The organism is Allobosea lupini (assembly GCF_900109525.1).
Lineage (GTDB): Bacteria > Pseudomonadota > Alphaproteobacteria > Rhizobiales > Beijerinckiaceae > Allobosea > Allobosea lupini.
In genome coordinates this window covers 525,062-543,857 of record NZ_FOAN01000003.1, presented here as the reverse complement: position 1 = coordinate 543,857, position 18,796 = coordinate 525,062, and the positions used below count along the sequence as shown (strand labels likewise).

Here is an 18,796-nt window from a genome sequence, read left to right as displayed (position 1 = left end):
CCGCATCGCCCCCCGTCTGGAAGGCTCTGTGCGCGGTCGAGACATCACCGGCCGAACAGGTTTCGCCCGCGAAAAAGACGCGCTCGTGCCATGGCCGCGCCACGGTCGCCCGAGCTGCGGCGCAGCCCGGAAGCGCATGTAACAGAATTTCGGTCAGCTGCCGTAGACGCGGACATAATCGACCCGCAGCCGTGCCTCGCGGTCCTCCGGCCTGAGCGGCTGCGGAAAGGGTACGTCGGATCGCAGGGCGAGCGTAATCAGCGGCCAGAAGACGTCGTTCTGGGCGTCGAGTTCGCTCGCGCGCCCGATGCGCCAGTCGATCGCGCGGCCGGTCTTTGGATCGTGGATCGGCCGGCGCTCGAAATAGAGCACGCAGCGATCGCCCTCGATCAGCCCGCCATAGCGGAAATAGCCGCTGGTCAGGTCAACATCCGTTGGAACGCCGAGGCCCTCGTGGCGCTCGCCGGGCTGCCCCCATTCGTGCAGATACGCGCCGTAGAGCCGGTGCTCCCAACCCTTGTGCTCGACGATGTCGATCTCGACGCTGGTCCTGGGGAACAGGATGCTGCGGCCGTTCATCAGCCAGAAGGCCGGGAAGCTCAGCGGATGGGCAGGGAACCGCATCCGCGCCTCGAAATAGCCGCTGCGCCAGCCCTTCAGGATCGTGCCGTCCCGGCGCGCCGTCTGGAGATTGCCGGAGACCCACTGGAACTCCGGGAGCGCATTGCCGTAATAGGCGGGCACGTTCATCTGCCGGCCGAGATAGCGGGCCGAAATCTCGAGCGCGTGACCGCCCGAGGCCAGCGGGTCGGCGACGATGGCGTAGGGGTCGAACCCCTCTTCGCCGCCGCGGCGGCTGAAGGCCGAGCGCCCATAGAAGCCAGGCTCATGGGTGGTCGCCTTCGGACCGGCCTGCCAGATCGCCGGATCGATGCTTGCGAAGGATTCGTCGAAGACGAGCCTGCGGCCGAGCGTCGGGTCTCCCGGGTCCTGCTGTGCGCCTGCTGGTGTCGGGCGCGCGCTCGCCGCTGTCGCGAGGGCCGCTGCCGCACGCAGCAGCGCCCGGCGGGATGGCATGGTCGGCATGGCTCATCTCCGTCTGGTGGGAAGCGCCGAGGCGGCTCCGGCGTGTTCAGCCGGTACGCGGCAGAACCGATCCGGCCTTGCGGCCCAGTTGCAGGGCCGCCTCGTCGTAGAGATCGAGCGTTTCGCGAGCGACGCGCGCGATCCTGAGATGGTCGACCCGGTACTGGCTGCGCCCCCGCCAATGGCTGATCGCATCTGGCTCCGCGATCAGCCTGGACAGAGCGGCGGCAAGCGCATCGGGGTCGCGGGGCGGGACCAGCACGCCGGCCTCGCCACCTTCGAGCAGTTCGGGAATGCCGTCGACGCGGGTCGCGACGACGGCGCAGCCCGCTTCCCGCGCCTCCGGCAGGACGAGCGGCGCAGGGTCTGCATGGGAGGGCAGGACGAAGATGTCGGCGCCGCGCATCCAGGGAAAGGGGTCCGCCTTGCTGCCTTCGAAGCGCACGGCCTCATGGCAGGAGAGGCCCGCGACCATCTCCCGATAGGTCTGGGCGAAGGGCCCGTCGCCGACGATATGCAGGCGCGCCTGCGGGTGCTGGCGATGGACCATATCGAAGGCCGCGAAGAGATCGGCCAGGCCCTTGCGGGGATGCAGGCCGCCGACGAAGAGGATGCTCGGCGAGGCGAGCGTGACGGGCGTGGTCTCGCGGTTCGCCAAGCGGGCCGAGCCGATGGTGCCATTGAGGATCACGCGGAGCTTGGCGGCCGGGACGCCGCGCCGGCGCATCGAGGCGCCCACGGCGGCGCTGACAGCGATGACGCGCGTGCCGAGGCCCATCAGGATGGCGCTCTTCTCGAACTCGTTGTGAACGGTGGTGATCAGCGGGATGCCGGCGAGCTTGCAGATCGGCCAGGCCAGTACCGCGCTGGTCATCATATGGGCATGGACGATGTCGGCGCCGAAACTGCCCACCGCCTGCCGCAGGGCCCAGGCCGACCCCAACAGCGTCGTTGCCTTTCGCCGATGGTCGATCGTGAAGAGCTTGATGCCGTTGCGGACGAGCAGCGCATCGAAATCGCCCCCACCGCTGGCGACGGCGACGACATGGCCGAGACGACTCTGCTCGCAGGCGAGATCGACGGCGGCATGGACATGGCCGTTGGACTGCGTCGTGTGATTCAGCAAATGGAGGATACGCATGGCCCATCACGCTGCTCGGACCGCAACTCGCCTGCGCTCGCGCCTCTGCGCCGCTGGGCACTACGAGCCTTGCATTTACCGTGCCGGGATCGCTGCGGCGCTCCGCAATGCCGCCTCGGCCTCGATCGTCGAGACCCGCGCCGTCGGCTGGTAATTGAAGCCGCCCTGCCGCCCGAAGGACTCGATGCCGAAGGTCTTCAGCGCCTTGACCGCCTCGGCGGCGCTCTCGTCGGCGCCGTCGCGATAGATCGGATAGGCATTGTCGAGGAGCTGGCCACCCTCGAGCCTGAGATCGCCGCGGAACAATCCATTCGCCGCGACATGGGCACGGAAATCCGCCTCGGCCTGGGCGATGGACTTGCCGATATGGTTGGCGATCACCTCGACACCGAAATATTCGCGCCCCTGCGCCCGGCCGTAGAAATCGGAATACATGGTCAGGCGCTTCCAGGCGCCGTCATAGGAGAAATTGTAGATGATCTCCTCATCGAAGCCGCGTGCGCCGTCAAAGCTGAAATAGAGCGCCAGCAGCGTGATCGTCTCCAGTTCCTGCGAGACCGGCAGATTGCAGAGCGCCTGCAGGCGCCGGATTGGAATGGTCGAGACGATCCGATCGGCGACGATCGCCCTTCCCTCGCGGAAAAGGACGAAGCGATTGTCGAGTTTCTCGATCCGGTCGATCTTTGCCCCCAGCAGGAAACTGGCGCCGCGCGCCGTCAGCGATGCAGCGGCGGCAGCGTAAAGCGTGGCGAAGCCTTCGCGCGGTCGCGCCATCTGCCGGTTGGCCGGGCCCTGCGGCTTCGCCCGGCGCAGACGGCCGAGAAGGCCGCGCAGCGAAGCGTGCTCGCTGATCCATTGCATGCGCTTGCGGGCCAGTTCGATGCCGATCTGGTCGGAGGCAATGCCGTAGAACCGGGTCATGTAGGCATCGAGGCCCGAGCGGTGCAGCAGCCTCGCTCCGATCCAGTGACGGGCGAATTCGCGGGCGTTGCGCATACGCCGCTTGAACAGGCGGGCATAGGCCGCCGACATCAGGATCCGGGCGACCTCGGCCGCCCCGGCGCGCAGGATGTCGTCCTTCACCGAGATCGGATAAGCGGTGATCAATCCTTGCGGGTTCAGCCTGGCCCAGCGCGGCTCGATCGGCACGTAGAGCGGCAGCAGCTCGGGGAAATGCTGCAGCAGCGGCGAGTCGTCCTGGAAGATCAGGCTGCCGATGTCGAAGGTGTACTCGCCGGACGACCAGTCGATATGGTTCCCGCCGAGATGCGCGTATTCGTCGACGACGACGATCCGCCTGCAACCTTGCTGGGCGAGGACCGAGGCCGCGACCAGGCCCGAAACGCCCGCGCCGAGGACGATCGCATCGCAGTGCTGGGCAGCCATGCTGTCGGCATCGTCGATTCGCTGGACAGTCTCTTCCATCCCCGAGCCCCATCGATCGGACATGCAACAAGGCTAGTCGCCTGCAAGATCAGCTGAAAGCAAGACTCGTCACCATGGCGATCCTTTTCCTGCTCATTCGCGCAGCGATTGCGATTCGAATGAGCAATTGCCCCCGCGATTGAAAAAGATGCCCGGGCTGGACTGGCACGGTCCCTGCTTTCATCTGCGTAACGCGTGCCTTTGTGCATGCAGCCGTCGTTGTCGCGACGGTCTCGACCATTGCGTCTGGGCACGGAGCGTATGATGCCGGGCTGGCCACATCCTGACGAAGCGGCTCTGCTGGACGGGGTCGAGCTGATCTCGACCGACCTGTTCGACACCCTGCTGCTGCGCACAGTCCGCTCGGAGCGCGCACGGATTATCGCCGGCGAACGCCGCTTTGCTCGCAAACTGGTCGAACAAGGCCTGACGGTGGCGGAAAGCTCGCTGGTCGAAGCGCGCCTCGCAGCGCAGCGCCTTGCCTATCGCGCACTCGACATGGCCGATCAGGACGGCGAGGTCGTGCTGCGCGACATCATCCGGCGTCAGCTCCTCGTGCTCGGAGTACCGAAGGCGGGGGTGGAGGAGCTGTGCGAGATCCGTCTCGCGATCGAGCTCGCCATCGAAAAGGACTCTTTGCGGCCAAACCGAGAGCTGGCGGCGCTGCTGCGCCGCTGCCGTGGCGAAGGCCGCCGCGTCGTCGCGATCAGTGACATCGCGCTGCCGACCGCGACGCTCGAGGCGCTCGTTGCGCATGTCCACGGCCCCGACCTGCTCGACAGGATCTATTCCAGCGCCGATCTCGGCCTGACCAAGCGGCGCGGCGACCTCTTCCATGCCGTCCTCGCCACGGAAAGGATCGACGCCCGGCGGACCCTGCATGTCGGCGATGATCGGCTCGCCGACCACGTCGTGCCCTCGGCGCTCGGCCTGCGGACCCTCCATCTCCCGCGCCCCAAGCTGCGCCGCCGCCTGTCGCGCCTGCACGGCGCGGCGAGCGAACTCGGCCGGGTGCTTCGCCGGCCAACGGCCCCTGGACGCATGCCGGCGGGACATGTCAGCGACCCCCACGGCTTCGGACGCGAAGTGCTCGGGCCGATCGTGGCCGAGTTCTGCCTGGCGATCTGGCTCTACGCCGACGAAGCAGGCAAGCGCGGAGATGCGGCGCTGCTATTCTGTGCCCGCGGCGGTCTTGGCATCCGGGCGGCATTCGAGCGCCTTGCAGAACGCCTGAGCCTGCCGCTCGCGCTGCCGCGCGAGAACCTCATGATTTCTCGGCTGGTTGCGGCCCGGGCCGCCATCATGGCCCGTAGCGGCGCTGCGCTGGACGAGCTCGGCCGCGAATTCAGTGGCGCCAGCTTCGCCGGCGTCGCAGCTGCGCTCGGCGGCAAACGCTACGAGCTTCTCCAGTCATGGGACGAGCCGTTCGTCCCCGAGCGCTTCTTCGCAATGCTCGAGCGGCCTGCGGGCGAAGACATCCTGGCCGACATCGATCGGCAGAACGCGCTCTTCCGGCGCCATCTCGCCTCGGTCAGCACTGGCGCGAAACGGATCATCCTGTGCGATACGGGCCTTTACGGCAGCACGCAGCGCCTGCTCGCAGCCGGCCTGCCCGATCTGAGCTTCGAGACCATCCAGTTCGCGCGCTGCAACTACAAGGGTCTCAGCGAAGACCATTTTCCGCGGGTGGTCGGGCTCGCGGTGGAACGCAACCGCTACAGTCCTTTCGCAGTCCGCTCCACGGTGCTGCGCTATTGGCAACTGATCGAAAGCCTGTTCGAGCCGGCGATCCCGTCGGTGCGCTCGTTCACGGAAGACGAGAACGGCGAAGTCATCTGCAATGCCGGCGACATCGCCTTCGGCGCGGTCGATCCCAGCATCGGCAACCCGCTGCTGGCCGGCGCACTCGCCTATATCGACGGCGTTGGCAGCGGCGCAGCAGTCATGGCCGATGCGGCTCGTGCCTGGCCTTGGCTTAGGCGGGCGGTCACTCGCCCGGTCGATGCCGATCTCGCGGCATTGGCAATCGGCGAGCGGTCCGTCGATTTCGGCCGGGCCGGCGTCGTCGGCGATGGCGAGGCGTTGTCCGGCGGCATGCTGTCCCGCATCGCATCGATCCGCAGCCAGCTCTGGCGGGAGGGCGCCATCGCGCGCGCCTTCCCCCGCACGCGCCTGCCGCTGCTCACGGCACTCGAAGCCTTTCATGCCCTGCGCGGGCTCTCCGCCGGCTTCCATCGCTGATGCGGAATGGGGTGATCGAGGCCAAGTCGATAGCTGCGGTGGTAACGCGCGCCCGGCATCTGCGCTTGCCCGCTCTGCTCGAGAAGGGATCGCCATGCTGGCCATGAAAGCCCTCCGGGGCGCCGGTTGGCTGGTCGCCTCGCGCTTCCTCGGCCGGTTCATCGATTTCTTCACGCTGCTGATCATGGCGCGGATGCTGACGCCGGCCGATTTCGGCCTGACGGCGCTGGCCATGTCCTGCGTCGCGATCGTCGACATGGTGCTCGAGATCCCGGTGACTCAGGCCCTGGTTCGCCTGCCCCATGTCGACAAGGCCCATCTCGACACCGGCTTCACTCTCGGCGCCCTGCGCGGCCTTGCCATCGCGCTGCTGTTGCTCGCCGTCGCCTGGCCGTTTTCCTGGATCAACGGCGACCCGCAACTCGTACCGGTGATCCTCGCGCTCGCCTTCGCGCCGATCGCGCGAGGCCTCGCCAGTCCCGGCCTCATCCTGTTCATCCGCGAGCTCGGCTTCCTGCGCAATTTCCTGCTGGAGACCGGCGGCAAGCTCGCTGCCTTTTGCCTGGCGATCGCGACGCTCCTGCTCGGCGGCGGCTACTGGGCGCTCGTCGTCAACTTCGTCGCCGCCCCCGTCTTCGGCTGCGCCATCTCCTATCGTCTCGCGCCCTATCGCCCGGCACTGTCGCTGTCCCGCCTGTCGGATTTCGCCAGCTTCGTCGGCTGGTTCACCTGCGCGCAGCTCGTCTCGGCGGTGAACTGGCAGTTCGATCGCATCCTGCTCGGGCTCGGCGGCAGCAAGGAAGTGCTCGGGCGCTATGCGGTCGCGGCCGATCTCTCGGTCATGCCGACCCAGAGCCTGATCGGCCCGGCGCTGCAGCCGATCATGGCCGCCTTCGCCCGGATCAAGGGAGAGGATCAGCGGCTGCGGCTCGCCTTCCTCAAGGCGGCGCGCTTCAGCATGCTGGCCTCGGTGCCGTGCAGTCTGGGCATCGCCCTGACCTCGGACCTGATCGTCGAGGTCCTGCTCGGCCCGAAATGGCATGGTGCCGACTGGCTGCTCAGCCTGCTCTCGCTCTCGGTGATGGCAACGCCCTATTTCCAGACGCTGTATTCGCTGAGCCTGGCGCTCGGCCGTCCCGAGGTAATCTTCCGGCTCAATCTCTACGACCTCGCCATTCGCGTACCCGCCGTCACCATCGGCTTCCTGCAATGGGGGGCCGTCGGCATGGCGGCCGGCCGGCTGGTCGCGGCCGCGGTCATGGCGGCCTTCTTCCTGCGCTGGCTTCGCAGCCTGCTCGCGATCGGCATCGCCGAGCAGTTGCTCAATCTCTGGAAGGTCGCCTTCGCTGGCGCCATCATGACGGCCGGGGTGCTCGCCCTGCGCGGCCCGATCGCCGCTTGGCAACTGCCGGCCCTGGCCGAGCTCATCGCCATCGCGACCCTTGGAGCTCTGCTCTACGGGCTGGGGCTTCTCGCCTGCGGCATGCGGCTCGCGATCGGCGCCGGACGCCTTGATCTTTCCGACCGCTGGTGGCGACCGCGGAGCGGATCTGCCAAGATCGGGGAAGGCTGGTGAACCCGAGACTCGACCACCTCGACGGACTGCGCGGCGTCGCTGCGGTCGCGGTCGTGATCTTCCACCTGATGTCGGCGCTGGTGCCATGGCTCGTGGCGGAACAGCAGCCCGGCGCGCACTGGCTCGCCTATACGCCCTTCGCCGTGCTCTGGAATGGCACCTTCGCCGTCTCGGTGTTCTTCGTGCTGAGCGGCTTCGTCGTGACGAATGCAACGCTGCGCAAATCCGATCCGATCTGGATCGACGTCGTCATCCGCTATCTGCGGCTGGCGATCCCGGCGACCGCCAGCACGCTCGTGGCCTGGTTGCTGCTGAGCCTGTTTCCGACCTCCGCCACCGACCTCGCGGCGCTCACCGGCAGCCGCTGGCTCGGCTGGACCTATCAGGAGACCATCCCCGGTCCGGCAGCCGCGATCTACAACGGCATGGCCGGCATCTTCCTGACCGGCGGCTCGTTCTTCAACAACGTCCTGTGGACGATGCGGCCCGAGTTGCTCGGTTCGATTCTATGCTTTGCCGCCTGCGCTTTCACAAGCTCCCGATCCCGGCTGGCGATCGCGATCGGCAGCGCCGTGATCTTCATCGCCCTGCGACGCTACGACTATGTCTGCTTCCCGCTCGGCATCGTCCTGCGCGAGGCCTGGGCGGCCGGCCGACTCCCATCAGCCCTGCCGATCTCCGCGCTGCTCCTGGGTCTCCTGATCGGCTCCCAAAGCGGCGATGCGGCGCGCCAGCTCGGTCTCGACTGGCTGCCGGAGCCGCTGAATCCGGAGAAGAAGGGCGGCCTGCTCTATCCGCTCGGCGCGATGCTCGTGGTCTATGGCTGCCTGCGCTCCGGTCTGCTTGTCACCTGGCTCTCGGGCCGGAGCGGGCGCTTCCTCGGCGCGATCTCGTTCCCGCTTTATCTCATCCACGTCCCGCTCATCTACACGGTCGTGGCAGAAGCCGCCCTGCGCGCAGGCCGACACGCGCCGCTGCTCGCCTGCCTCGTCGCCGGGAGCCTGCTGCTCATGGTCGCCATCGCCTACGCCGCCGAGCGCTGGCTCGAGCGGCCCTTCCTTGGACTGCTCGGTCGCTTGCGCCGGCGGCTTCGCACAATCCCGATCGGGCGCCGCGACATGCGCGGCGCAGCCGGCTGAGACAATCAGGATCGACTGCGATTGATCACGGCGCCGATGACGGTGATGCCGGCGCGCCGCAGAGAACCCAGTGCCTCGTTGAGCTCGTCATGGCTCGTCACGCCTTCAGCGGCGACGAGGACGACGATGTCGGCATGGGTCGCGAGGGCGACCGCATCGGAGGATTCGCCCAGCGGCGGCAGGTCGATCAGCACCTCGCCGCGTTGTCTCGCCTGAGCGACGACCAGGGCAGCGCGCGGATCCCGAAAGTCGACGAACCGGTTGAGCTGCGGCGTCGCCGAGCGGATCGGCAGCAGGTGAACCCCCTCGACGTTGGCATAGGCCGCAGGCGCCGCGCTGCCCGAGGCGATCACGTCGGTCAGCGATGCCCCCTCCTTGCCGTGGTCGGCCTGCGTGCGGGCGGCATCAGGGCTGATGACGCTGACCTGCCGGCCGCGATGGTTGATCAGCTGCGCGAGATTCATCGTCAGCAGCGTCGCGCCGGCACCTGCCCGCCACGCTCCGATCGCGACGACCGGGCTGCCCTGGGAGCGGCCCGCGCCCCAGGCGATCTCGATCGCCGTCTGCAGATCACGGATCGCCGCGGCAAAGGGACCGGCGTCCTCGCGCGTCACCAGCAGCGACTTGTCCGGGCCCGAGGCTCGCACTTGCCCGCCCCAGCTGCCGACCTGGGGCACAACGCCGAGGCAGGGCAGGCCCGTTTCGCGTACGAGGTCCTGCGGGAGCCGGACCCGGCGGTCGAAGACCGAAGCGAGCACGGCGACGAACAGGCCGCTGAGCAGGCTGAAGACGCCGGCGAACGCCATGATCAGGCTGCCGCGCGGTGCCGACGGGCCGAGCGGCATCTGGGCGGCACCGATGATCCTGGCATCCGCATCGGGGATCGGCTGCGCCGGCAGCGTGCCGCTGCGGACAGCCGCTTCCGCGGTCCGGACCTGGGTCGCGAGCGTGTCCAGCCTGCCTTGCAGGAACTCCGCGCCGCTACGCGCGGCGTCGGCCTTGAAGGAGACGGATTGGAGCAGATAGGCGGAGGCGGCCGCGTTGGCGACGCGCGCCGGAAGCTCCGGATCGGCTGAGGAATAGGCGATCTCCAGCACATAGGACTGGCCGACACGGCGCGCCGAGAAACGCCGCACAAAATTCTCGAAGGCGTTGCGGCGCGGATCGACACGCAGCGACGCTTCCGCGCTCCGGCTCGGCGGCTGGGACAGTCCCAATGCCACCAAGGCACCGCGAAGCGCGCCCGTGATGCGACCGCTCAATGCCTGCAACGGACCTGGCGACTGTGGTCCGAGCTCAGGATGATCGCTCAGGGCCAGCGCGTCGAAAACGGTGCTGAGCAAGCGCTCCGAGCGGATCACCTGCAGTTCGCTGTCGGCGGCATTGAGGTCGAGCGAACTCGGTGCCGCGATCTCGCGCGCCGAACTCGGAGCCTGCCGCCGCGGCTCCAGCAGCACGGTCGCCGCCGCGCTATAGGTCGGCGGCGTGGTTCGGACATAGAAGAAGCCTGCCGCCAGGCAGAGCGCGACCCAGACGGCCAGCTTGCCCTTGTGCCGCAGGCCGGCGGCACCGATCGTCCGCAGCAGGGCGACCGGGCCATCGCTTACCGGCGCCATGGCCGGGTCCGGCAGTGGCAGGATACGGAATGGCGCGCCGGATGCGCCCGGTTTTCCCAGCATCATCTGAACTTACCCCTAGGCTGCAAGGCGGCGGCGCGCTCGGGCTGCATGCGCCCGCGCAGGATGTCGGCGATCCCGAGCAGATTGCCCAAGAGACGGCCGCGTCGATCGATGAACGGCTCGGGGCGCAGCGAGCGGCCGAGATTGGCGGACATGTTGCGGAAGAGGTGATCGGCGACCTGGCCGAGCGTCATCGTGCCCTTGCGCAGCATGTAGAGCGGATTGACGATCTGCGAATAGCCGAAGCGCTCGCCGGCCATGCGCCCACCTTTGACGCCCATATGGACGCCGATCGCATCGGCGGATTTGACCAAGCGGCCGCCACGGCGGGCCAACCCTGCCGCAAAGTCGCGATCCTCCAGCCAGCCATAGAGTACGAGCCGCTCGTCGAAGCGCAGGTCGCCGATGCTGGCGAGGCGAAAGGCCATGTTGCAGCCATAGGGGCTGTAGGGCTCGACCCAGGACCAGTCGCTCGCCGGCGGAGCCGCGACCAGCCTCATCGCCTCCGCAAGCTCGATACCGGGGCCCCCCACCCCGTCGGCCAGGACCCGGCCGGTGAAGGCGACGACGCTGGCCTCGTCGCGGAAAGTGCGGGCGGCCGTCGCCAGCCAATCCTCATGGGCGACGAAATCGTCGTCGAAGAAGGCGACGATCTCGGTGCCGGGCGGCAGGTTCGCGAGCGCGGTGTTACGCTGCGCAGCGAGCCCGGCCGGCCCGGTCAGCACCACGACGTCGTTTCGCCCCTGCAACTCGCCGGCATCGGCCGGATCGATACAGGAGACGATGACGCTGTCGGGCTTCAAGCTCTGCCGGGCGAGCAAATGCAGGACGGTCTGCGTCACCACCTCCGGCCGGCCGCGAGTGGCGATCACGGCGGCGATGCGCGGGGCCTGGATCGTCGGCGCGGGCGGCGTGGCGCGATGTGCCTTCGGCGATTGCGCCAGCTCGAGGTAGCCCTCGGCGCTGCTGCGCCAGGAGAACAGCGGCAGACGCTCGCGGCCGCGCCCGCTCAGCTCCTGCCGCAGCGCCGCCGACCCCAGCAGTGTTCTGACATGCTCGACCCACGCTTCCGGATCCGCGGGCGATGCCAGCAACGCGGCGTCGCCGCAGACCTCAGGCATGCTGGCGCAGTTCGAGGAGACGACCGGGCAGCCCCGCGCCATCGCCTCGACGATCGGCAGGCCGAACCCCTCGGTCCAGGATGGGAAAGCCAGGCAAAGCGCCCGCTCGAGCAGGAAGGCAAGATCGTCGTCGCTGACCCGCCCCGGAAGCTTGAGGTTGGCGGCTTGCGCGCGCTCTTCCGGCGCGAAGATGCCGCTGCCGCCGCCGACGACGATGATATCGACGCCGAGTTCGGCCAGGGCCGGCGCGATCGTGGCGAGAAGCGCGAGGTTCTTGTGGCGGGCCTGCGAGCCCAAAGCCAGGACGAAAGGCCGCTCATTAACCTCCGGTGCCGCCAACAGCGCCCGAGCCCGATCCGCCTTGGCCGGGTCCCAGGCCAGGGCATGCTCATGGCCGTTCGGGAGAACCGCGATCTCGGCGGCGCGAAGCGGCAGGTGGCGCGCGAGTTGCCGGGCGGAGGCGTGCGAGACGGTGGCGATCCTGGCGCTGCGGCGTGCCAGCAGCGGCTGCAGCGTGGTGTAAGCGGCGCGGAAGCCACGGCTGTAGCTCTCGGGTGCCGTGAAGACATTGGCGTCGTGGATGCAGACGATCTGGTCGCCCTTCATGGCCGGCGCCGTGTTGCAGAGGTTGAGGAGGCGCCCTCCCCAAAGGCGCGGCAGCTCGATCTGCTCCCAGGCGTGCCCCTTCAATCGCCCGCCCCGGATCGTATCGAGCGCCTGCAGCGCAGGGGTGTCGGTATCCTGCGGTGCAACGAGGACGGCTCTCTGGCCGCCTGCCGCCAGGCTCTCGTCAAGCGCGGCGACGACGTTGTGCGCATAGCGCTGCACGCCGGTCATTGCCTGCGCCATGAAGCGGCCGTTCACCGCGAAGGTCTCGGTCATATTCTCGCTCCGGTGAACGAAGGGACAGGCCTGGGGACGCTGGAGGTTCGCGGCCTGATCGCGGCCGCGAGCCCGGCCAGCATGCAGAAGGAGAAGCCTTGATCGATGATCGGGCCGACGAGCAGATCGCCGATCAGCAAGCCGGCATAGCCGTTGCGCGCGGCGACGGCGATGTCGGCCTCGAGGCTGCCCGGCTGGCCGCGCGGGCGCAGGAAGCATTCGAAGACAAAGACCGCATAGAAGAGTGCGCCGGGAACGCCAACGCTCGCGAGCAATGCGACCGCAAAGCTCGAGGCGCGCGCGGTGCCGACCCCGACGCCGAGCCCCCAGCTGTCGAGGAAATTCTGGAAGGAGATCACGTTCCAGGAGCTGCGCTCGATGCCGGAATCGGAACTCGCCTTGTTCAGCACGACGAGGTCGACATAGCCGTAGATCTTCGCGATCGCTTCGGCATCGAGCAGAAGCAGCAGGACGACCGCCAGTCCAATGACCGGAGCGCCGAGGGCGAAGAAGGCCGCCTGCCGCGCCGCATTGCCCAGCACGAGCCGGGTCATGGCGAAGGCATGGAGCAGGAGCAGCATCACAGGAGCGCCGGCCAGGCCGGTCGAGGAGGTCGAGAGGACGATCAGGACGAGCGAAAGCCCGGCGATCGAGCCGGTGAGCCCCGGTCGCACGCCGCAGAGCCACAAGGTGCCGGTGAAGCCGAGCACGCCGAGGGTCGAGCGTGCGAAGACCGAAGCCTCCGTATAGGAGCCGACGATCCGTTTCATACCGGCGATCTCGGTGTCGGTGTGCAGCGTGTAGCGGGCGTTCCGGATGAAGCCGAGCAACTCCTGCGTGCCGGTCGCATAGGTCGCGATGTCGAGGACGGCGAAGACCGTATTGGCGATGCAGCAGGCGAGCAGCGCATTGAAGACGGCCGAGAAGCCCTGACGCGTCCCAGCGATGGCGGTCAGTGTGACCAGGCAGAGCAGAGTGGTCGAAAGATAGAGGCTCTGGGTGACGTTGCTCGAGACGGGTGCGAGCGGCACGGTCGAGCCGGTATCGTCGAAGGCCGTGGTGCCGAGTGGGACGATCTCGGTGATGCCGGCGAACAGGCGTGGCATCAGGAAGGCGGTGGCGACACCATAGATGACGAGGCAGGCGAACCAGAAGCCGGGCTCGTTCGGATGCAGCGCGCGGATGGCGGCTGCGGCCTCGCGGCGGCGGCTCAGCGCGCCGAAGGCGAGGAACACCAGCATCACATGCCCGGGCTGAATGTTGGCGGCACCGATCAGCATGGCCGCGGCTGCCCCCAGGACCGCCAGGATCGCGAGCCCATGGACGAGCGCGCCCGTCCCGAGCGTCAGGCAGATCAGGCCGATCAGAATAGTCAGCACGCCGATCGGCTCCATGCTCATGGCAGCGGAGCCTTCCGCGGTGGCGCCAGCCCGCCTCCGCCCTGATCGTATCCGCGCGCCATGGTCATTCGGCGAGCACCATCAGCGAGTAGCCGCCCAGCACGCGGACCGTCAGGTCCGGATTGAGCGAGAAGCAGAGCCGGCGCGGCAGGCGCATCAATCGGCTGCTCAGCGCCTGGTTCGGCAGCTCCAGCCGGCTCGCGGTGTAGGCGTGATCGATGACGCGGTAGCCGCAGTCCGCGAGGGTCGCGAGGGCGGTCTCCTTGAAGAAGTAATGCAGGTGGCCGACGTTCTCGCGCAGCTTGGTGATCGGCCAGCCGCGCAGCAGCGACTGGACGGACAGATCCAGCGGAATGTGGAAGACCTTGTAGCGGCCCTTGCCGCGCAAGGCCTTGATGAAGGCGATGTAGTCCTCGACATGCTCGATCACGTCGGCGATCACGAGCAGGTCGTAATCCGATGGGCCCTCGGTCGTGAAATCGCCGAGCGAGAAGTTGACCTTGTCGGTCTCCTTGTACTTGGCGCGCTGAAATGCGTGCGGCGAGATCTCGTAGCCATCGAAACGTGCCTGCGGGAAAGCCTTCGCCAGGTTGAACAGGATCTCGCCAGTGCCGCAGCCGACCTCGCAGGCCTTGTCGAAGGCGATCGCGTTCTTGCGCAGGATCGCCTCGATCTGCCGCGCCTTCCACGGCGAGTCTTCCTCGTGCCAGGTCGGGTTCAGGTCGGCATAGACGTCGCTCTGGTAGATCGTCTGCATCGGGTTCTTCCTCGGTATCGCGAAGGGCAGGTCTCGTTCACGCCAGGCTCTGGACCAGGGCAGGGCGTGGCTGCACCGGCGGCATGGCCATCGAGATCGTCCCGGCGAGCGGCTTGAGCAGCTGGTTGATGTGCAGCGCCATCTGCTTCTCGAAGACGGCGGTCGAGAAACTGCGGGCATAGTCCGCGATCTCCCGCGGCTGCCAGGCAATCGCCCTGGCCCTCTCCTCGGCAGCGATGAGCGCATCGACACTCTGCTCGTCGAAGAAGACGCCGCTCATGCCGTCGACCACCGTCTCGGTGGCGCCGCCGCGGCGGAAGGCGATCACCGGCCGCCCGCTCGCCATGGCTTCGACCGGCACGATCCCGAAATCTTCCTCGCCGGGGAAGATCAGGGCGCGGCAGCGCGAATAATGGTAGCGCAGGACGCTGAAGGGCTGTGGCCCAAGCACCTGGACATTCGGCTTGGCGATGCGGCGGAGCTCGGCGAGCATCTCGCCGCCGCCGATCACGACGAGGCGTCGGCCGGTGCGATTGAACGCTTCGACTGCGAGCTCCGGCCGCTTGTAGCCGACGAGCTCGCCGACCATGAGGCAGTAATCCTCGACGAGACCGTTGGGCAGCACCTCGAAGGCGTCGACATCGACGGGCGGATGGATCACCGTCGAGGCGCGGCGATAGTAGCGATGCAGCCGGGTGGCCACCGTCTCGGAGTTGGCGACGAAGTGATCGACACGATTGGCCGAGACACTATCCCAATTGCGGATGTAATGGGCCAATGTCGGCATGAGCAGGCGAGTGATCGGTCCGGAGCGCTCCCTGTATTCGTGGAACATGTTCCAGATATAGCGCATCGGCGAATGGCAATAGCAGATGTGCATCGCACCCGGTGGCGGCACAATGCCCTTGGCCGGACCGGACTCGCTGGAAATGATCAGGTCGTAGCCGCGCAGGTCGAGCTGCTCGAGGGCCAGCGGCATCAGCGGCAGGTAGCGCTGGTAGAGCTTCGCGGCCCGCGGCAGCCTGCCGATGAAGCTCGTCGTCACCTTGTGTCGCCGGATCTCGTCGGAGACCGCCTCGGGAACGTAGACATGGGTGAAGACGTCCGCGTCCGGATACATCCGGCACAGCGCCTCGATCACCTTCTCGCCACCGCGCATGCCGACGAGCCAGTAGTGGACGATCGCGATTTTCATGGGCCGAGGAACTCCATGGAACCCATCTGAGCTGGGCGTGAACTTGCGGATCAGGCTCGCGGACTTCGGCGGGCCTTATCGACTCCCCCGCTGCATCAGCACTGCCGGGACCGTCTTCACCAGAATCTTGGCGTCGAGCATGAGGTGCCATTCCGACGCGTACTGGCTGTCGAGCGAGATTCGGGTGGCGTAGGAGCAATCGCTGCGGCCACTGATCTGCCAAAGACCGGTGAGCCCGGGCGGGACCGAAAAGCAGTGATTGAAGGCCTCGCCATAGCGTTCGCGCTCGGCTGCTACGATAGGGCGCGGCCCTACGAAGCTCATCTCGCCGGCGATGATGTTGAAGAGCTGAGGCAGTTCGTCGAGGCTCGAGCGCCGCAGGAAGGCGCCGACCGGCGTGATCCGCGGATCGCGTGTCAGCTTTTGACTCTCGGCCCATTCTTTGGCGGCAGCGGGATCGGTGGCGAGCAGATGCTGCAACGCCTCATCGGCGTTGCAGGCCATGGTGCGGAACTTCCAGCAGCGAAAGCTTTTCCCGCCGCGGCCAACCCGCGGCTGCTTGAAGAGGGCTGGACCGCCATCGCCGGCCCTGACCAGGGCAGCTATGAGCAGCATAAGGGGCGCGAGCAGAAAGAGAAGGAGGATTCCCGCCGTAAGGTCGAACCCTCTCTTTACTACGCCCCTGGCGAATCTGTACTCCCCTTGCGATACACGCATGGGTAGAGAGAAGGACGCCGACAAATTTTGCGAGTCCGGAAATCGGCTCATTGCAGCACCCTACGCATAAACCGCATCTTAATAGATTATTAACGCGCAACGAATACATAACAATAGGCTTTTGTGCGATGCAGCATATTTGTTCAGCAATGCAGCTGCCTGACTGCAAGCTGAGCTTTGTCAGTAAAATTCCTGACAGATTTGACGGAAATTCGCTTCTTTCGGGAGCATATCGGCGAACTGCGCCCAGCCGCGCACCAGCCCTCCGCTGCGTCGCGGTGACGCAGCGGGAGATCCGAATAAAACAAATGGATGAACCGACCGCGATCTAAATTCTTTAGAAGCGCTACTCAAACCATCCGCGCGTGATGGCGTATTGCACGATCTGCTGCCGGCTATCGATGCTCAGCTTGGCACTGGCGCGCATCTTATAGGTTTCCGCGGACTTTGCGGTGATTCCGATGCGTTCGGCTGCCTCGCGAATACTGAATCCCAGCGCGATCAAGCGCAGAACCTCCTGCTCGCGCTCGGTCAGGACAGCTGCCCGCCGCCCCCCTGCCTGAAGCGGAACGGGCTCCACTGAATCGAGGAAGCAGCCGCCGCGGAGAACTGTCGCGATCGCCTTGCACATGATCGAGCCAGGCGATTGCTTCAGGACATAGCCGCGTACGCCGAACGCAAGCAGGCGATGGGCGCGGGCATTGTCGCGCTCCTCGGCAACGACGAGGATCCGCAGGGCTGGAAGGTCGTTCAGCAGGCTTTCGACGACCGAAACACCGTTGAAATGCTCGCCGACGACGGCGACATCGGGAGCTGCCTTCTCGACCACCCGTGCGAGGTCTGCGGATGAATGGACCTCGCCGACGACGATCATGTTCGATTGGTCGGCCAAGCAGAAGCGCAGTCCTGCCAGGAAGATCGGATGTTCGTCTGCAAGAAAAATGCGAGCAGGTCGCGAGAATGACAACATAGGCCTACCTCCGCATGGACGGGAGCCTGCTTTCAGCGGCCGCAAATCGACCCGGGGGTTTCCTGCGATATCTAGTTCTGCGCCCCGGCCGTGCTGGTGGAGGGCAGCGACGAGATGATCGATTGCAGTGAGGCTCGCTCGACCCTGACGATATCTCCGGGCAGGATCGGCGAGCTTTCCTCGATCGCGATCTCGTTCACCGCGTCGCCTTGGCGGCGCTGCACACTCAAGCGCATGCGCGCGAGCTGCTTCTCCTGCTGGCTCTGCAGCCTTGGCGCTAGTGCGGTCGATTCGTGGATGAGCGCGCGTAGCGCCGCGATCCGGTCCTCGGACTGCTTGAGCGAAAGCTGGGTCTCGCGCAGTTCGCGCCTGGTATCGATCTCGCGCTGGTTCTCCAGATCGGCCAGCGTGCGGTCGATGCGGCTGATCTCCTGCTTGGCGCGCGCCGTTGCGAGCATCAGGTCGAGCGCCTGGCTCTCGGATTGCGCGAGATTCTGCTCGACCGCGAGCTGGCGGGGGCTCACGGCCAGTCCCTTGCTGATCAAGCTGTTGATATTGTTGAGCTCACGCCGGATCAGATCCTGCTGACGCTGCTGGGTCACCGCCTTGGCGCCGAGCGTGCGCAATTCCTCCTCAAGCAGCCCGCGCGATTGCTGCAGGAGATCGAGTTGCGAGCGAACCGCCTTGCGCCGCGAGCCGAACAATGCGTTCTCCTCGCGCATCGCCTGAGCGGCGCTGTCATCGAGGCTCCTGCGGATATCCTCGGAGAAGGTGATCGCTTCCGCCTGGCGCGTTTCCGCCAGCAGCCTGTCGCGGCGCACCTGCAGGGCGAGCAACTGCGTCTGCTGGACGCGAATTTCGCCCTCGGCGACGATCGTCTCGCGCTCGAAACGGCCCAGCGCCAGCTCCATGCGCTGGAATCCGCCGGCAATCGCGACGGCCTGCAACGCGGTCATCGTCGGCCTGAACGCGTACTCGCCGGGTTTCTCGACGGTGCCCACGACATAGATCGGCCGATACTGGGCAATTTCGACGGCGGCTGCAGGCGCGTTGACGAGCCCGGCCGTTCCCTTCAGCCGCTCCGAGATCAGTGCCGCGATCTCGGCCGGGGCCTTGCCATCGACCGAGAACGTGCCGACCACCGGCAGCGAAAGCATGCCGGTCGAGCTGACGGCGAACTCTCCGCTCAGCGCCGACCATTCGAAGAGTTCGCGCGAGTTCGGCCGCCACTCGGACACCTTGATCTTAAGCCGATCCTGCGCGGCGACACGGTATTCGAAGTCATTCGCCCAGGCCTGCCCAGCGCCGGCAAGCGTCAGAGACAACACCGTCAGCAAGGGGGCGAGTGCCCAGGCACAAGCGTGCATACGCATTGGGAAAAAATGGTCGAGGAGGGTGAGACGTCTCACGAAACTCTCCGCTGCGGACTGATCCGGCAGCTCCCAAGCAAATCCGTTGCCAGCCCCC

At 66.8% G+C, this 18,796-nt stretch carries 14 protein-coding genes; 3 read left to right on the top strand and 11 right to left on the bottom strand.

The features are described from left to right. Positions 1-153: 153 nt before the first annotated feature. The 3 genes from BMZ21_RS11910 to BMZ21_RS11900 form a co-directional block, all read right to left on the bottom strand. Entirely contained in the window at positions 154-1,086 is a 933-nt protein-coding gene (locus BMZ21_RS11910; RefSeq protein WP_091833837.1) for a glycoside hydrolase family 16 protein, read from the bottom strand. A gap of 46 nt (positions 1,087-1,132) precedes the next feature. Beyond that, positions 1,133-2,227, bottom strand: a complete 1,095-nt coding sequence (locus BMZ21_RS11905) for a glycosyltransferase family 4 protein (RefSeq protein WP_091833834.1) — start codon at positions 2,225-2,227, stop codon at positions 1,133-1,135. Positions 2,228-2,302: 75 nt separating this feature from the next. Continuing rightward, the gene (locus BMZ21_RS11900; protein WP_091833830.1) at positions 2,303-3,652 is read right to left on the bottom strand and encodes an FAD-dependent oxidoreductase; all 1,350 of its coding nucleotides are present in this window, start codon (positions 3,650-3,652) and stop codon (positions 2,303-2,305) included. Positions 3,653-3,916: 264 nt separating this feature from the next. On the opposite strand from BMZ21_RS11900, the gene BMZ21_RS11895 reads away from it, so the two are divergent. The 3 genes from BMZ21_RS11895 to BMZ21_RS11885 all read left to right on the top strand — a co-directional run bounded on the left by BMZ21_RS11895 (position 3,917) and on the right by BMZ21_RS11885 (position 8,608). Beyond that, positions 3,917-5,893: an HAD family hydrolase gene (locus tag BMZ21_RS11895; protein WP_091833828.1), complete on the top strand. Its 1,977-nt coding sequence runs from the start codon at positions 3,917-3,919 to the stop codon at positions 5,891-5,893. A gap of 103 nt (positions 5,894-5,996) precedes the next feature. Then, on the top strand, positions 5,997-7,469 hold the full coding sequence (locus BMZ21_RS11890) for an oligosaccharide flippase family protein (RefSeq protein WP_342029030.1): 1,473 nt from the start codon (positions 5,997-5,999) through the stop codon (positions 7,467-7,469). Continuing rightward, positions 7,466-8,608 carry an acyltransferase family protein gene (locus BMZ21_RS11885; protein WP_167561611.1) on the top strand — a complete coding sequence of 381 codons (1,143 nt, stop codon included), beginning with the start codon at positions 7,466-7,468 and terminating at the stop codon, positions 8,606-8,608. Before BMZ21_RS11890 ends, BMZ21_RS11885 begins: the two co-directional genes overlap by 4 nt. Before the next feature lie 5 nt (positions 8,609-8,613). On the opposite strand, the gene BMZ21_RS11880 is transcribed toward BMZ21_RS11885, so the two are convergent. The 8 genes from BMZ21_RS11880 to BMZ21_RS11845 form a co-directional block, all read right to left on the bottom strand. Next, entirely contained in the window at positions 8,614-10,224 is a 1,611-nt protein-coding gene (locus BMZ21_RS11880; protein ID WP_091833819.1) for a hypothetical protein, read from the bottom strand. 62 nt (positions 10,225-10,286) lie between these two features. After that, complete coding sequence (locus BMZ21_RS11875; RefSeq protein WP_091833817.1) at positions 10,287-12,290, bottom strand: glycosyltransferase; 2,004 nt, start codon at positions 12,288-12,290, stop codon at positions 10,287-10,289. After that, complete coding sequence (locus BMZ21_RS11870) at positions 12,287-13,690, bottom strand: hypothetical protein (protein WP_091833814.1); 1,404 nt, start codon at positions 13,688-13,690, stop codon at positions 12,287-12,289. Before BMZ21_RS11870 ends, BMZ21_RS11875 begins: the two co-directional genes overlap by 4 nt. A 64-nt stretch (positions 13,691-13,754) precedes the next feature. Further along, positions 13,755-14,447: a class I SAM-dependent methyltransferase gene (locus BMZ21_RS11865; RefSeq protein ID WP_091833811.1), complete on the bottom strand. Its 693-nt coding sequence runs from the start codon at positions 14,445-14,447 to the stop codon at positions 13,755-13,757. A 37-nt stretch (positions 14,448-14,484) separates the two neighbouring features. Then, complete coding sequence (locus BMZ21_RS11860; protein ID WP_091833808.1) at positions 14,485-15,642, bottom strand: glycosyltransferase; 1,158 nt, start codon at positions 15,640-15,642, stop codon at positions 14,485-14,487. A 75-nt stretch (positions 15,643-15,717) separates the two neighbouring features. Then, positions 15,718-16,410 carry a sugar transferase gene (locus BMZ21_RS11855; RefSeq protein ID WP_091833805.1) on the bottom strand — a complete coding sequence of 231 codons (693 nt, stop codon included), beginning with the start codon at positions 16,408-16,410 and terminating at the stop codon, positions 15,718-15,720. Positions 16,411-16,705: 295 nt separating this feature from the next. Next, on the bottom strand, positions 16,706-17,329 hold the full coding sequence (locus BMZ21_RS11850; protein ID WP_091833802.1) for a LuxR C-terminal-related transcriptional regulator: 624 nt from the start codon (positions 17,327-17,329) through the stop codon (positions 16,706-16,708). A 71-nt stretch (positions 17,330-17,400) separates the two neighbouring features. Continuing rightward, complete coding sequence (locus BMZ21_RS11845; RefSeq protein WP_143079693.1) at positions 17,401-18,738, bottom strand: polysaccharide biosynthesis/export family protein; 1,338 nt, start codon at positions 18,736-18,738, stop codon at positions 17,401-17,403. Positions 18,739-18,796: the final 58 nt, after the last annotated feature.